This is a genomic window from Nocardia sp. NBC_01499 (genome assembly GCF_045040275.1).
Lineage (GTDB): Bacteria > Actinomycetota > Actinomycetes > Mycobacteriales > Mycobacteriaceae > Nocardia.
This window is the reverse complement of the sequence record NZ_CP109426.1, coordinates 5,667,298-5,681,182: the sequence shown is the minus strand read 5'-3', so window position 1 is coordinate 5,681,182 and position 13,885 is coordinate 5,667,298. Positions and strand designations below refer to the sequence as shown.

Below are 13,885 nucleotides of genomic sequence, written 5' to 3'. Positions count from 1 at the left end.
GCATGTCTGCCAGGAACACAGGAGGTATCGATGACACGCAGCGAAATCGCGGAACTCCGCTACACGGTCGGCCAGCTCCGGCAATCCATCGGCGCACTCCGGGCGCACTACGGTGACGCCAATATGGTGCGGCGCCTGGAGAACGACCTCGAGCGGCTCGTCATCGACGCCGACGAGCTCGAGCAGTCACCGCCGCCGGAGGTGCACCGCCGCCCGCAGGACACCATCTACGTCCCGGACAGCAAGTCCGACGAGGCGGCCTGGATGGGCGCACAGGACGAGGGCTTGGGCTTCCACTCCCGCCCGAGGACCAAATAGCGCGAGACTGAGCTTCGCGGGCCCGATCCGTGCCGACGGGCCCGCGAAGTGCTGTCTTTGCCTGTGTCGTCCACGAGCGACGCGTGATCGCCACGCAGCGGAAGACTCGCCAGCGTGGCGGACCAGCTGACCTGTCAGGCGCGGTGTCGACCGAAGCGCCGGGCCGGGCGAGCACCATGAAACCGGGCGCCGCGCGGCGTCTCGACCATCGGAGCGGACCCCGCCGATTCGAACAGCGCCGCGATGCCGTGATCATGGCCGAGGGCAATCGCCTCCAAGCCGTAGTTACCGCCGGTGCGCGCGAGCTCGTGCAGCATCGTGGTCATGATCCGCAGGCCGGTGGCGCCGACGGGATGACCGAGGGCGATGGCCGAGCCGTTCACATTGAGCCGATCGCGCGGATCGAAATCCCATTCCCTGGCCAGCGCGAGCACTTCCACCGCGAACCCCTCGTTCACCTCGACCAGATCGATCTCGTCCAAGGCGATCCCGGTGCGGCCGAGCAACTTGGCGACGGCGGGCGCCGCACCGAGAGTCGCTGTGTCCGAATCACATCCGGCCGCGGCCCAGCCGACCAGATACGCCATCGGGGTCAGGCCGAGATCGACGAGCCGGTCCTCGGCGACGACGAGACAGGCCGACGCGCCGTGCCGGTGCGCACTCATATTGCCCGCGGTGACCACACCGTTCGACAGCAGCGGGCGCAACGCCGCCAGGGTGTAGGTGGAGACATCGTCGCGCACGCCCTCGTCGCGCAGAATGCGGTGTCCGCCGGTCCCTTCGAGCCCTGGGTCGGCCCACCCCGGCTCGTCGACCACGCCGACGGGGATCACCTCGGCCGCGAAAGTGCCCTGCCGCCAGGCGCGCGCGGCCTTGCGATGGCTGGCCACCGCGAACTCGTCGGCCTCGGTTCGGCTGATGCCGTAGTGCCGGGCCAGGTCCTCGGCGTTCATGAGATCCGAGGTGTTCGCCGATTCGCCATGGCAGGCAGCGGCATCCGCGGCGCACTCGACGCCGCCGGCCACCACGACATCGGCCGCACCGGTCTGCACCATCATGGCCGCGGTGATCACCGCCTGCAGGCCGCTGCCGCAACGTCGATCGGTCAAAAACCCGGGAACGGCGAACGGTAGACCCGCACCGCGCGCGGCAAGCCTGCTCAATTCCGGACCGGTAGCCAGACCCCCGTCGATGCACGCCATCGCGACGTCCTCGATGCGCATCGGGTCGATCCCGGAGCGTTCGATCACCGCGGACAGCACCGTGGAAGCCATCCATTCCGGCGGCATTCCGGACAGCGCACCCCCCTCGACCCCACTCGGTGTACGCACCGGCGCAACGATCGCGGCTCTTCTCATCTTGGGCTCCTTCCCCCGGCCAAGTGCTGCGCCTGGTCAGCGGCGTTCGCGGGCCCTACGTGGATACGCAGGCTGCCGCCTCCGGGCCTGACGCTCACGCCGCGGGCGACGTGGACATCAGCGCACGTCAGCGGGTACATCTCGAGGAAAGAGGACCACAAATATGTTGCCTCCGTGTGACAACCGGCGCGTCGGTATTTCGACTTCAGGTTTTGTTTAGCCGCGCAGCCCTCGAATCCTGTTCTGTTTTAGTCGAGTTCGAAGAGTTTGCGGTTCGTTCACCACTGGACCGCCGCTATTGAAGCGACATCGGATGTGTCGCAAATCACGGGCATCCAGGCAGGGTCGGTATGCCGGGACCCCGCTCGAGCGATAGCGGGGGTGTCGTATGGTGCTGGGCATCACATTCGATTTGCGGAGGTATCGATGACGACCCGCACAGCAGATCAGCGAGGCATCCACCCGTGAGTGAGCGCAGCGATCGAACCAAAAACACAGCGCCCTCGGCATTCACGACGGTGCCGAGCGGCAGCGAGGCGCGGTCGTGAGTACCGCACCGACCACCACCCCGGAAACGGGGACCGGCGTCTTCAGCAAGACAAGGGCCCGAATTTCCGACCGCACGCTGCGCACCGATCGATGGTGGGTTCCGCCGCTGGTCACGGTGCTCGGACTCGGCGCGTTCGTTATCTACGCGACGATCAGATCCTATGTGCGCACGGCATATTGGGTTCCGGACTACCACTACCTGACGCCGTTCTACTCACCGTGCCTGAGCACGTCGTGTGTCGAGGGCGCCAGCCACTTCGGCACGCCGTTCGGCGAGCTGCCCGCGATCCTGCCGCTCGGCTTCGTGGTGCTGCCGTTCCTGCTCGGCTTCCGGCTGACCTGCTACTACTACCGCAAGGCCTACTACCGGGCGGTGTGGTTCTCCCCGCCCGCCTGCGCGGTCGCCGAGCCGCACGCCAAGTACACCGGCGAGACCAGGCTGCCGCTGATCATCCAGAACGCGCACCGCTACTTCTTCTATGTGGCCATTGTGGTTTCGGTGATCAACACCTATGACGCGATCGCCGCGTTCCACGGTAAGGACGGCGGATTCGGCCTCGGCCTCGGCAATCTCGTGCTGTGGCTCAACGTGATCCTGCTGTGGGCGTACACGCTGTCGTGCCATTCGTGCAGGCACATCGCGGGCGGGCGGCTCAAGCACTTCTCGGCGCATCCGGTGCGCTACTGGTTCTGGACCCAGGTCTCCAAGTTGAACACCCGGCATATGGCGCTGGCCTGGACCACCCTCGGCACCCTCGTGCTGACCGACTTCTACGTCATGTTGGTTGCCAGCAAGACGATTTCGGACTTGCGGTTCATCAACTGATCCGTCCCAACCCCAGGAGTATTCGCGGCCATGCCAGAAGTAGAACGGCACAAGTACGACGTCGTCGTCATCGGGGCCGGTGGCGCAGGATTGCGCGCGGTGATCGAGGCCAGAGAACACGGCCACTCCGTCGCGGTGGTGTGCAAATCCTTGTTCGGCAAGGCGCACACCGTGATGGCCGAAGGCGGCTGCGCGGCGTCGATGGGCAATGCCAACGAAAAGGACAACTGGCAAACGCATTTCAAGGACACGATGCGTGGCGGCAAGTTCCTGAACAACTGGCGCATGGCCGAACTGCATGCCCAGGAGGCACCCGACCGGGTGTGGGAGCTGGAAACCTATGGGGCACTGTTCGATCGGACCGCCGACGGCCGGATCAGCCAGCGCAACTTCGGCGGCCACACCTATCCGAGGCTCGCGCATGTCGGTGACCGCACCGGTCTGGAAATCATCCGAACCATGCAGCAGAAGATCGTCTCGCTGCAGCAGGAGGATTTCGCGGCGACCGGCGATTACGAGTCGCGCATCAAGGTCTTCTCCGAATGCACCATCACCGAACTGCTGAAGGACGGCGACCGGATTTCCGGCGCGTTCGGCTACTGGCGCGAATCCGGCCGGTTCATCCTGTTCGAAACGCCCGCCGTGGTTTTGGCGACCGGCGGCATCGGCAAGTCGTACAAGGTGACCTCGAATTCGTGGGAGTACACCGGCGACGGCCACGCGCTCGCGCTGCGGGCCGGGGCGACGCTGATCAACATGGAGTTCCTGCAGTTCCATCCGACCGGCATGGTCTGGCCGCCGAGCGTCAAGGGCATCCTGGTCACCGAGGGTGTGCGCGGCGACGGCGGGGTGCTGAAGAACACCGACGGCAAGCGGTTCATGTTCGACTACATTCCACCGGTCTTCAAGGGGCAGTACGCCGAAACCGAGGAGGAGGCCGATCAGTGGTTGCGCGACAACGATTCCGCGCGCCGAACCCCTGACCTGCTGCCTCGCGACGAGGTCGCGCGCGCGATCAACGAGGAGGTCAAGGCAGGTCGCGGCACACCGCACGGCGGCGTCTTCCTCGATATCGCCTCGCGGATGCCCGCCGACGAGATCAAGCGCCGCCTGCCGTCGATGCACCATCAGTTCAAAGAACTTGCGGACGTTGACATTACGGCGGAACCGATGGAGGTCGGCCCGACCTGTCACTACGTGATGGGCGGGGTCGAGGTCGATCCCGATACCGGGGCGGCGACGGTGCCCGGCTTGTTCGCCGCCGGTGAGTGTTCCGGCGGCATGCACGGTTCCAACCGGCTCGGCGGCAACTCGCTGTCGGACCTGCTGGTGTTCGGTCGCCGGGCCGGGCTCGGTGCCGCCGCCTACGTCGAGCAGCTCCAAGAGCGTCCGTCGATTACCGACGCGGACATCACCGCGGCCGCGAAAGTCGCACTCGCACCGTTCGATCCGCCGTCCGATGGCAGCGGCGAGAACCCGTACACCCTGCACACCGACCTGCAGCAGACGATGAACGACCTGGTCGGCATCATCCGCAAGGAGCACGAGGTGCAGGAGGCGCTGACCAAGCTCGACCAGCTTCGGGCCCGGTTCAAGCAGGTCACCGTCGAGGGCCACCGTCAGTTCAATCCTGGCTGGCACCTCGCGCTCGATATGGAGAACATGCTGCTGGTCAGCGAGTGCGTGGCGAAGGCCGCGCTGCTGCGCACCGAGAGCCGTGGCGGGCACACGCGCGACGATCACCCGGCGATGGATCCCGACTGGCGCAACAAGCTGCTGGTCTGCTCGGTGGATCCGAGCACGGCGGGGGAGACGATCCCCGATGTCACTGTGACGGCCAAGGATCAGACCCCGATGCGGCCGGAGCTGCTCGCCCTCTTCGATCTCGGCGAGCTCGAGAAGTACTACACCCCGGCCGAAACCGCCGGGCATCCGGCCGCGGCCGGGAAATCGACAGAGGGAAAGGCGTAGCGATGGGTTACGACGCCAAATTCCGCGTGTGGCGCGGCGACCTCGAGGGCGGCGAACTGCACGACTTCACCGTCGCGGTGAACGAGGGCGAGGTGGTGCTCGACATCATCCACCGGCTGCAGGCCACGCAGGCACCCGATCTGGCGGTGCGCTGGAACTGTAAGGCAGGCAAGTGCGGTTCCTGTTCGGCCGAGGTGAACGGGCGCCCGCGCCTGCTCTGCATGACGCGGATGTCAACCTTCACCGAGGCCGAGGTCATCACGGTGACCCCGATGCGCACCTTCCCGGTGATCAAGGACTTGGTCACCGACGTGTCCTTCAACTACCAGAAGGCAAGGGAGATACCGTCGTTCACGCCACCGGCGGATCTCAAGCCGGGCGACTACCGGATGAAGCAGATCGACGTGGAGCGCTCGCAGGAGTTCCGCAAGTGCATCGAATGCTTCCTGTGCCAGAACACCTGCCACGTGGTGCGTGACCACGAGGAGAACAAGACCTCGTTCGCCGGGCCGCGATTTCTGATGCGGATCGCGGAGCTGGAAATGCACCCGCTCGATGTCGGCGATCGGCGCGACCTGGCGCAGGACGAGCAGGGGCTCGGACTGTGCAATATCACCAAGTGCTGCACCGAGGTCTGCCCCGAGCACATCAAGATCACCGACAACGCGCTGATCCCGATGAAGGAGCGCGTGGCGGATCATAAATACGATCCGCTGGTCTGGTTGGGCAACAAGCTGTTTCGTCGTTGACGAGGTGACCTCCGGCCGGGACTACTCGGCCGGGGGTCGCTTTACAACATCGCAACCACACCGACGGCGACGACTCCCACGAGCACGCCGATGAACACCGATGACACCAGTGAACCGGTGAGGATGAACAGGCCGACCGTCGTCACCGCAAACAGCAACGTGACGATCAGCCATTCGACCCAATCCCCAGGTCGCAATTTCTTGTACCGGGAGTGGGAACCTTTGAGCCCACGGTCCACAAATACTTAACTACCCAAATGAATTATCCGCGAAACCTGTTTCGTTGCCCGATCTGCCCCGTTTCGTGACCTTGCTCCGCCGCCTCTCCGCGTATTCAGCAGACTCGAGTGCCGCTAACAGTAACGTTGGCGACCGGCGGTCGTGTGCGCGACAAGTCTTGGGCATTCCCGGTGAGTTACCCGCACGAAATCAGTTGTCCTGCCGCGTAATGCCCCGTCAGCCCGGCGCGCGTTCGTACGCGCGCCGGGCTTCGTGACTACTTCTCCGGGCGGTCGAATTCCCCGTCGTGCACGCCTGCGGTGAACGCGGACCACTCGGCTGGTGTGAAGACCAGCACCGGTCCGTCCGGGTTCTTGCCGTCGCGCAGGCCGATGTGGCCCTCGGCCAGCAGCGCGACCTCCACGCTGTCGTTGCCGGCGCCCTCGCCCGCCTTGCGCCAGGCGGCTCCGGACAGGTCGACATTCGCATTGCCATTGATACTCACAACAAGTACTCCTTCGCTGTTCGTAAATCATTGCGTACCAATAAGTTCGATAACTTATGCCGCGAACTCCTTCGCCACCTGCCGAAGCAGCTGCCTACTGTTCTGGATATCGAGCGCGGCGCGCTGAAGGCACTCGTGTGCCCGATGGTACCGCCGCACATCGACCGGTCGCTCCAGATAGAGATCGCCGGTGAAACCCTCCACATACACCACCGGCGGCTCCACCGGCAGGCCCTTTCCGTCGGTACCGAACTCCAGCACGGTGAACGGGCCCGTCGCATCCCCCAGCGGAATGCCCGCCGTGAACGGCAGAATGCGCACCGAGACATTGTCGCTGGTACTCAAATCAGCGAGATGTCGTAGCTGTGCCGCCATCACTTTCACGCCGCCGACCACGCGGCGCAGCACCGACTCGTGCAACACCACGGCAACCGTCGCGGGGGAGGTCTTCCTGGTGATCAACGCCTGCCGCTGCAACCGCAACTGCACGCGCCGCTCCAACTCAGACTCGGAATCGTCCGGATAGCCGAGACGATGCAGGGCCCTGGCGTAATCCGCCGTCTGCAGCAGACCCAGCACCAGTTCCGAGTGGTAGGAACTCAGTTGCTGGGCCGATGCCTCCAAACCGACGTAGACATCGAAGTTTTCGGGGATCAGGTCGCCGTAGGCATGCCACCAGCTCTTGACCGCGGCCTGCTGGGCCAGACCCTTGAGGCCGTCGGCCAGCTCGTCGGGGATGCCGTAGATGCGACATAGCTCCTGGATGTCGATGGTGCGGATGCGATCGGCCTGCCCCTTCTCCAGACGCTGCAAAGTGCTTGCGCCCCATTCCATCAGCCGCGAGGCCTCGGCAATGGTCAGCCCAGCCTGGGTGCGCCAATCACGGAGATACCGGCCTAGCTGTCTGCGCGGTAGGGTGGACGCGGCGCTCTCGGGACCGGTCGGTTTGTCGGACCATCCCGGCGCTCGCTCCGAACTCGCTGACGCTCCTGCCGAACTCGCTGACACAGCACGCTCCGTTCTGTGTTCGGCTGCACACGGTGATTTTCCGGGGGCAACCAGCAAGCTCGGTTCCCCGTCACTTCGCTTGGGCAGCGGACTCTTTCGTCCACTATGGAGAATCCTCCCCTCCCGGCTGGTTTTCGTGCTGGGAATTCGCGCGAAATCTTTGGATATCCATCGCGGGCGTTGTTTCGTGCACGCGTCAATGGTGTGCTGGAAGTATGCCCGGACGGATCGGACGCCCTCCTCGGCGTCGGCGTCGCGAAACCTCCGTGCACTCAGCAAGAGTCGTCCGCAGGAACGAGGAGTCATGGCTGTACATGTCATTGCGTCGTCCTTGATGACCAGCGATCTCACCGCGCATCGAGCGCGCAGCGTCGGACACGGGAGCTGGGTGGTTTCCTACCTGCCCGGCCGCACCCTGACGTGCGCGCAGGCCGTTGCCGCGCTGCGGGTTGCCGAGGTGGTGCCGTCGCTGCTCGATCTGGTCGGCGAGCTTGCCGACGAAGTCGGGCTGACCGCGCTGGAGGCGGTCGGGATGGCCGTGCGGAAGTCCGACTGGGACGAGGAGCGCCCCGCCCCGACCCGACCTCGCTTGGCCGTCGGCGCGCACCCGGTCGGGGCCGCATGATGCAGCTCACCAACCTGAACATGCATGTGGCAGCCATGCTGGCCTGCGGCGCCGATCCCGGCGTACTGAACGTCGAACAGGCCCATGCGGCAATGCAATTGCACATCGACTGCACCGTCGACCGGTGCCGGGTGCGGCGGCGAGCACGGGCGACGCTGGTCGAGGCGGGCAGATGCGTGCTCGACCAACGCGCGCTGCCGTACTGAGGAAATCTCGCCACCTGACCGAAACCCGGCCGATCCGTTACCGTTCTCTGCGCGATGAGGTGCGGGAGAGGCGAAGTTCTGATGCGCGGCTGGTCACCCTCCAGGATGTGCGTATTCACATGACATTTCGGCCGAAGCTCAGCACCTGCGTGAATGCCGCGATCAACACCTATTTCGGCGAGGGGACGCTGCCTGCCGAGGACACGACCTACGCCGATCAGGCGGCCGAATAGGCGATCAGCGTTGGGAGCCTGGCGGATCCATTGCCGCGATGTCTCGAGCGACATGGACCGCGGCGTCATCGGTCGCCGCGGCATTGTCGGCGATGTCCTGTAGCAGGTCGGCGATCAGCGATCCGTTGATCCAGCCGCGCCAGATATCGGCGGGATGCCACGGTTCGGTTGATTTCGCACGGTCGTCGGCGTCCATCGACGAGCACACCCCTCCAAGACGTAGGCAACGCGAATACCGCGGAGTCACACCGGATTACGGATCGGCGTGTCGGTTAGCGCGAGACGGTTAGATCGGCGGCGTCGGTGTAGGGGTTGTCGTCGATCCAGAATTGGTCGTCGAGGATTCGGGCGGACCGGAACGGCGTGAGATCGACCAGTTTCGGCGCACCGTCGGTGATCCATTCGGCCAGGCAGACGCCGATCGCGGGCGCGGTCTTGAACGAGGTGCCGCTGTCGCCGGTCATCACCCAGAGGCCCGGCACCGAGGGGACCTGATCGATGATGGGGTGGCCGTCCGGGCTGCGCATATAGGTGCCAGCCCAGCCGCCGCGCATCGTGGCCGCGGCGAAGCCGGGAAAGCGGTGTGCCATCGCGCCTCGTGCGCGAGCGATGGCCGACGGCTCGATGGTTTCGTCGACCTCTTCCGGGTTGGTCGGGCGGGCCGCCGAGCCGAGGCCGACCAGCGTCCCGGCGCTTCCCTCTGGCCGAAACCAGGAGCCCCGTGTCGAGTCGACGACTACCCGATGCTTGCGTCCCTGGTCGACGGTCGCAGGCCAGCGGAAGATGACCACCTGGGTGCGCACCGGGACCAGGCCGAAGTCGAGGCCGAGCGGGCGAAGCAGCTGATCGGACCAGGCACCGGCCGCGAGGACGACGGTCCCCGTCGAGATCACGCCCGCCGGGGTGGCCACGCCGGTGACGCGGTCGCCGCGGGTCACGATCTCGGTTGCGGGCGTCTCGGTCAGGATCGTCACACCGAGTGCGGTCGCGGCCTCGGCGAGACCGTAGAGCGCGCCGTTGGGGTCGGCGACACCGGAATTCGGCTCGAACGCCGCGACGGTCAGGTCGTCGGATTGGATGAGCGGTTCGATCGCGCGCAGCTCATCGGCGGTGACGACGCCGGTTTCGATCCCGATCGCCTGCTGCGCCGCGACATTGGCGCGCAACGACGGTTCGTCGCGCGGTGGCACGAGGCGAAGGAAGCCGACCGGATCGAAGCCAGGTGAGCCCGCGCCGATCTCGTTGTCCCAGTCGCGGAAGATGCGCAAGCTCTCGAAGGCGAGGCGGGCCTCCGGCACATTCGCGTAGTGGCAGCGAACGAGGGCGCCCGATTTCCCGGTCGCGCCGGCGCCGAGTTGCTTGCGCTCGACCACGACGACGTCGCGGATCCCCCGCTTCGCCAATTGCAGGGCGGTCGATACGCCGACGATGCCGCCGCCGATCACCACGACCTCGGCCGTTCTTGGCTGCTCGACCGCCATTACCTACCTTTCGCTCATCGCACGTGTACTTCGACCGCAGGAAGAACATACGCGTGGCTACCTCGGCAACGCCGCTGGCCGAGGCGGTGTGTCACGCGGCGGCGGTGGCCGGTTCGTCCGCGAACTGGGTGCGGTACAGCTCGGCGTAACGGCCTTCGGCGGCCAATAGCTGAGTGTGTGTGCCGCGCTCGATGATTCGGCCGTCCTCCATCACCAGGATCAGGTCGGCCGCCCGAATGGTGGACAGCCGGTGTGCGATCACCAGTGCGGTCCGCCCTTCCAGTGCCTCCGAGAGTGCTTCCTGAACCGCGGCTTCCGAGGTGGAGTCGAGCGAGGCGGTGGCTTCGTCGAGGATGACCACGCGCGGCTGCTTGAGCAGCAGACGGGCGATGGTGAGCCGCTGGCGTTCGCCGCCGGAGAGGCGATAGCCGCGTTCGCCGACCACGGTGTCCAGGCCGTCGGACAGCGATTCGACCAGCTCACGCAACCGGGCCCGGTGCAACGCGTCCCACAGTTCCGCCTCCTGCGCCTCCGGCCTGGCGAGCAGCAGGTTCGCGCGGATGGTGTCGTGGAACAGGTGCCCGAAAGCGTACTTATGACATCTCTGCCTGCCAAGGCCCGGACCAGGCCGCAGGGCCGCACGCGAGCCTTAGACGTGACCACACTCACATTCCAGGCTACTACCATCGGCCATGACCGACTGCACGTGCATCCGTGTTTGCAATCGTCACAACTTGGACCGATAGTTTCCGCAGGTCGTAGTCATGCATTACGCATGACATGTTACTAATCGGCAACGATTCCATGTGGAAGTCAAAGCGATAATCCCCGTATGCAAGGTCACGGAACCAAGGCCTCGATTTGAACGTCTCGGCGAGAGATCAGACCGCAGCCCCGAAAATGATATTCGAACCAGACCGAAACTCCGGTACCAGAGTTTCGATCCGTGAATCTAGCTCCTGCGCAGGTCGTACGACCCGCCGGTCATGCGAGGTACTGACCGAGTGGTGACAGCAGGCCCAAACTGACTAATGTCAGTTGGAAGGTTTACGATGGAATGTTCGCGGGTAGGCGTGTCGCCACTCGCGACTGTTGCGTCTACGTTTGAAGGGGAGGGTATGCCATGTTTCTGCCACATCTTTGCAACAGCTGTCGCAAAGATGTGGACGCACAGACGCAGATTGATTGCCAACTATTAGCCATGCGCGGGTGGGGGTTCGATCCGACGGAACCTCACAAAGTGCGCATATCTGCACACTCATACCGGCGCTGACCTGGCTGTTTCCGTATTCCCACCCAGATGGGCACTTGACCAGTCAAGTTGATCATGGAAGAAATCAATCACCGAATCGGAGAGGGAGGGAATGAAGTACCACGTTCTCGAAAGAGAGCTGCTGATGCCACTACTAAAAAGAGTAGGGATTAACTCCGCAACAGAGTTGGCCGAACGCTCGCAGCTAGATTTCTCGACTGTTCGAAGATCCTTTGCGGGGACCCCCTCGGCGCAATTGCTGGTGTTTCTCTCGGCTGATCTAAAGATCGACGTACGAAAGGTTCTAGTCGAGAAAGAAAAGCCTGGACGATCACAGTCCGCCCTACTCAGGGCAGCCCCATGCGGCAGTTGCCGCCATGCCGAGTGCAGTGGAGGGAAAAGTAATGCAAAGGTAAAAGGCTTGGCAGGTGCTGGAACACCCGCCAAGCCAGCGACAACGCGATCCTCGACGAAGACGATTACCCAATCGGACGAAAGAAAGCTATGCCAGCGGTAGACAGTACCATCACCATTCCCTTAAAGCAGTACGCGCAGATAAATGCCAGGATCACAGAGCTGACGATTACGTCGTTGGTGCTGGTTGAACTACTTTGCTCGACCCTCGCGCAGGACTGCGGCGGTGCCGGGGAGGAGGGCCGGGTCTGCGATTCCGAGTCGTCCAGGCAGTCCGGTCGAGAGCCGGAGACGTACACGCTTCGGGAGGCCGCGGAGCTGTTGCAGCGCAACGGGCTCGACATCGGCCAGCATCGCCTCAAGTCGCGGTTGTACCAGCTCGGTTGGGTGGACGAACGCAACGTTCCGACGGCGGCCCCTCTGGGCGCTCTTGTCCTGGCCAGCCCGGTTCGCGACAACAGGGACGCGGTTGTCCGGGTGACCCCGGAGGGGCTGAACCGCCTACGTGATGCCCTGATGCGGTGAGCAGCCCAGCGACCGACATCCTGCCGGACACAGCTACCGAGCGGATACGTCGGCACGTTCGCCAACTCGTTGCCTCGGCTCCGCCACTGAGCGAGGAGCAGCGCCAGCGCATCGCCGGGATTATTCAGTCGGGCCGTTAGCGGCATCGAGGCCAATTCTCTGAAATCGACTGTGGGACAGCTATGCCCGAAACAGGAGACCTGACATTAACGCAAGTTCATCAGAAGCGGCACCCACACCCGATCTGGGCAAGATCGTGCGGGCAGTCCGCGACTTAGTTGCTGAACAACCCGATTACTGCTATCGACCGCCTCTCGAGCCACCGCTATTGCCTCCGTGGTTCGAGTTCTCGGAAGAGTGTTGCTTATACATCGAAGTCGGACCAGACGGGCCGCGCCCGTCGTGCCTGATCGGGTGCGCCGCAGTTAGAAGCGGCGTTCCAATTTCGGAGGTGGCGACTTGGGATTACCGAGCCGAAGCCGGAATCCATTTGGTGATGCGGGGTTACGGCCTGCGCGGCAAAGAGGTGTTGTGGTTACGCGAAATCCAATTCTGGCAGGACAAACGCGTCACCTGGTCCACGGCGACCAAGAACGCTGATGCCTACCTGGAGATCGTGTACGGCGGGGTGGAGTGGTAAGGCTCCGGGCCAGGTCCGAAGGCTGGGCAGGCGCGGTGTACGCCGAGCCAAAGAAGAGTCAGTCGTGAGCTGGCGAGCATTCGCCAAGTGCGCAGGCGATGACCCCGCCAAGTATTTGGTAGCGAACCTTCCTCGTGGCCGAAAACACGAGGCGGCTCAGGCGTTGTGTGAAGGATGCCCGGTCAGGTCCGAGTGTTTGCGCGACGCGCTGATTCCGATCGAGGTATCGCGGATACTGGGGGTTCTGGAGGGCGAGAACAAGTCGCCCGATGTCATCGGGCAGTCGCACGTCGTTCGTGGTGGGGTCCCCCTGGGCATTGGCCGACAGCGCTATTGGCGGCCCCATCGCGGCGTCGTTTCTGGCCCGGAAGCACATACCGATTCCAGTACCGCTCGACGGTGCATCGACTGCCATCGGCCGATGCTGCACCGCGACGAACCGCCAAAGCCGGGCTGGGTACGCGAAGGTCCTGGAGGCCGGTGCGGATACCACTATCGCGCTCACCGGCGGCGCCACGGCGAGACACCGAAGACCGAGCACACGCATTGCACCAAGTGTCGACGCGAGTTCGGAGCCAAAGGCCGGCTCGGCGGCGTAGTACGTGTCGGCCGAGCATCAACCGGAACGTGTCGGTCCTGCCTCTGGGTGGAGCGTGACGCACGACGGCGCGGCCGCTCTCGCGAATCCTGATCGCCGAACACCCCACATCTGCGGCGCGGCCTGCCTTGCGGTCCGCGCCGCAGCCGGATGTCGTACGGCATCAATGCTGCTGCCCTCGCCGAGATCGACCTATCCATTCGATCGGACACTAGTACTACCGTCCGCCGCGTGTATTCCACGGAATCGACGCTACGACAGGGCAATTCAGCGCGGGCTCATCCCGGGCCGCATTGCCCGTCGTGCCGTCGCCCATTTCACCCTCGAGCCCGCGTTCCGCGAATGCCAACGGGAGAAGTGTGGCGATGCGCCGAATGTCGCTCTGATCGCGGAGCCGTGCACCTGCCA

General features: G+C 64.4%; 16 protein-coding genes and 1 pseudogene. 10 read left to right on the top strand and 7 right to left on the bottom strand.

Annotated elements, in window-relative coordinates; all coding sequences use genetic code 11:
* Positions 1-30: 30 nt before the first annotated feature.
* Entirely contained in the window at positions 31-318 is a 288-nt protein-coding gene (locus OG203_RS25935; RefSeq protein WP_379283254.1) for a hypothetical protein, read from the top strand.
* A 134-nt stretch (positions 319-452) separates the two neighbouring features.
* Here the strand turns inward: OG203_RS25935 and OG203_RS25930 are convergent, their stop codons facing one another.
* The gene (locus OG203_RS25930) at positions 453-1,676 is read right to left on the bottom strand and encodes an acetyl-CoA C-acyltransferase (protein ID WP_405159871.1); all 1,224 of its coding nucleotides are present in this window, start codon (positions 1,674-1,676) and stop codon (positions 453-455) included.
* 544 nt (positions 1,677-2,220) lie between these two features.
* Between OG203_RS25930 and OG203_RS25925 the strand changes: the two genes are divergently transcribed.
* Genes OG203_RS25925 through OG203_RS25915 form a run of 3 tightly spaced genes read left to right on the top strand, consistent with a single transcriptional unit; the run spans position 2,221 to position 5,771 of the window.
* Positions 2,221-3,051, top strand: a complete 831-nt coding sequence (locus tag OG203_RS25925; protein ID WP_405159870.1) for a hypothetical protein — start codon at positions 2,221-2,223, stop codon at positions 3,049-3,051.
* A gap of 30 nt (positions 3,052-3,081) precedes the next feature.
* Positions 3,082-5,022: a fumarate reductase/succinate dehydrogenase flavoprotein subunit gene (locus OG203_RS25920; protein WP_405159869.1), complete on the top strand. Its 1,941-nt coding sequence runs from the start codon at positions 3,082-3,084 to the stop codon at positions 5,020-5,022.
* Positions 5,023-5,024: 2 nt separating this feature from the next.
* A complete protein-coding gene (locus OG203_RS25915; protein ID WP_405159868.1) occupies positions 5,025-5,771 on the top strand; it encodes a succinate dehydrogenase/fumarate reductase iron-sulfur subunit in 747 nt (248 codons plus the stop codon).
* 41 nt (positions 5,772-5,812) lie between these two features.
* Here OG203_RS25915 and OG203_RS25910 read toward each other — a convergent pair whose 3' ends face one another.
* The 3 genes from OG203_RS25910 to OG203_RS25900 all read right to left on the bottom strand — a co-directional run bounded on the left by OG203_RS25910 (position 5,813) and on the right by OG203_RS25900 (position 7,503).
* Entirely contained in the window at positions 5,813-6,010 is a 198-nt protein-coding gene (locus OG203_RS25910; protein ID WP_405159867.1) for a hypothetical protein, read from the bottom strand.
* Positions 6,011-6,267: 257 nt separating this feature from the next.
* The gene (locus tag OG203_RS25905; protein ID WP_405159866.1) at positions 6,268-6,495 is read right to left on the bottom strand and encodes a DUF397 domain-containing protein; all 228 of its coding nucleotides are present in this window, start codon (positions 6,493-6,495) and stop codon (positions 6,268-6,270) included.
* A 54-nt stretch (positions 6,496-6,549) separates the two neighbouring features.
* Entirely contained in the window at positions 6,550-7,503 is a 954-nt protein-coding gene (locus OG203_RS25900) for a helix-turn-helix domain-containing protein (RefSeq protein ID WP_405159865.1), read from the bottom strand.
* A gap of 304 nt (positions 7,504-7,807) precedes the next feature.
* Between OG203_RS25900 and OG203_RS25895 the strand changes: the two genes are divergently transcribed.
* From OG203_RS25895 to OG203_RS25885, 3 genes are read left to right on the top strand one after another with little or no spacing between them, the layout of a single operon-like run.
* Positions 7,808-8,128 carry a hypothetical protein gene (locus tag OG203_RS25895; RefSeq protein ID WP_405159864.1) on the top strand — a complete coding sequence of 107 codons (321 nt, stop codon included), beginning with the start codon at positions 7,808-7,810 and terminating at the stop codon, positions 8,126-8,128.
* On the top strand, positions 8,125-8,334 hold the full coding sequence (locus OG203_RS25890; RefSeq protein ID WP_405159863.1) for a hypothetical protein: 210 nt from the start codon (positions 8,125-8,127) through the stop codon (positions 8,332-8,334). The genes OG203_RS25895 and OG203_RS25890 overlap by 4 nt, the downstream gene beginning before the upstream one ends.
* A complete protein-coding gene (locus OG203_RS25885) occupies positions 8,301-8,567 on the top strand; it encodes an alpha/beta hydrolase (protein WP_405159862.1) in 267 nt (88 codons plus the stop codon). Before OG203_RS25890 ends, OG203_RS25885 begins: the two co-directional genes overlap by 34 nt.
* A 4-nt stretch (positions 8,568-8,571) precedes the next feature.
* Here the strand turns inward: OG203_RS25885 and OG203_RS25880 are convergent, their stop codons facing one another.
* The 3 genes and pseudogenes from OG203_RS25880 to OG203_RS25870 all read right to left on the bottom strand — a co-directional run.
* Positions 8,572-8,763, bottom strand: coding sequence for a hypothetical protein (locus tag OG203_RS25880; RefSeq protein ID WP_405159861.1), 192 nt, complete (start codon positions 8,761-8,763; stop codon positions 8,572-8,574).
* 76 nt (positions 8,764-8,839) lie between these two features.
* Positions 8,840-10,048, bottom strand: a complete 1,209-nt coding sequence (locus OG203_RS25875; protein WP_405159860.1) for an NAD(P)/FAD-dependent oxidoreductase — start codon at positions 10,046-10,048, stop codon at positions 8,840-8,842.
* 91 nt (positions 10,049-10,139) lie between these two features.
* A pseudogene (locus OG203_RS25870) lies at positions 10,140-10,631 on the bottom strand (ATP-binding cassette domain-containing protein); the annotation flags it as partial.
* Positions 10,632-11,804: 1,173 nt separating this feature from the next.
* Here OG203_RS25870 and OG203_RS25865 point away from each other — a divergent pair.
* The 3 genes from OG203_RS25865 (at position 11,805) to OG203_RS25855 (ending at position 13,570) form a co-directional block, all read left to right on the top strand.
* The gene (locus OG203_RS25865; RefSeq protein WP_405159859.1) at positions 11,805-12,239 is read left to right on the top strand and encodes a hypothetical protein; all 435 of its coding nucleotides are present in this window, start codon (positions 11,805-11,807) and stop codon (positions 12,237-12,239) included.
* Positions 12,240-12,690: 451 nt separating this feature from the next.
* Positions 12,691-12,879 (top strand): hypothetical protein, encoded by a 189-nt coding sequence (locus OG203_RS25860; protein WP_405159858.1) that lies wholly within the window; start codon positions 12,691-12,693, stop codon positions 12,877-12,879.
* Entirely contained in the window at positions 12,839-13,570 is a 732-nt protein-coding gene (locus OG203_RS25855) for a WhiB family transcriptional regulator (RefSeq protein WP_405159857.1), read from the top strand. Before OG203_RS25860 ends, OG203_RS25855 begins: the two co-directional genes overlap by 41 nt.
* Positions 13,571-13,885 lie beyond the last annotated feature (315 nt).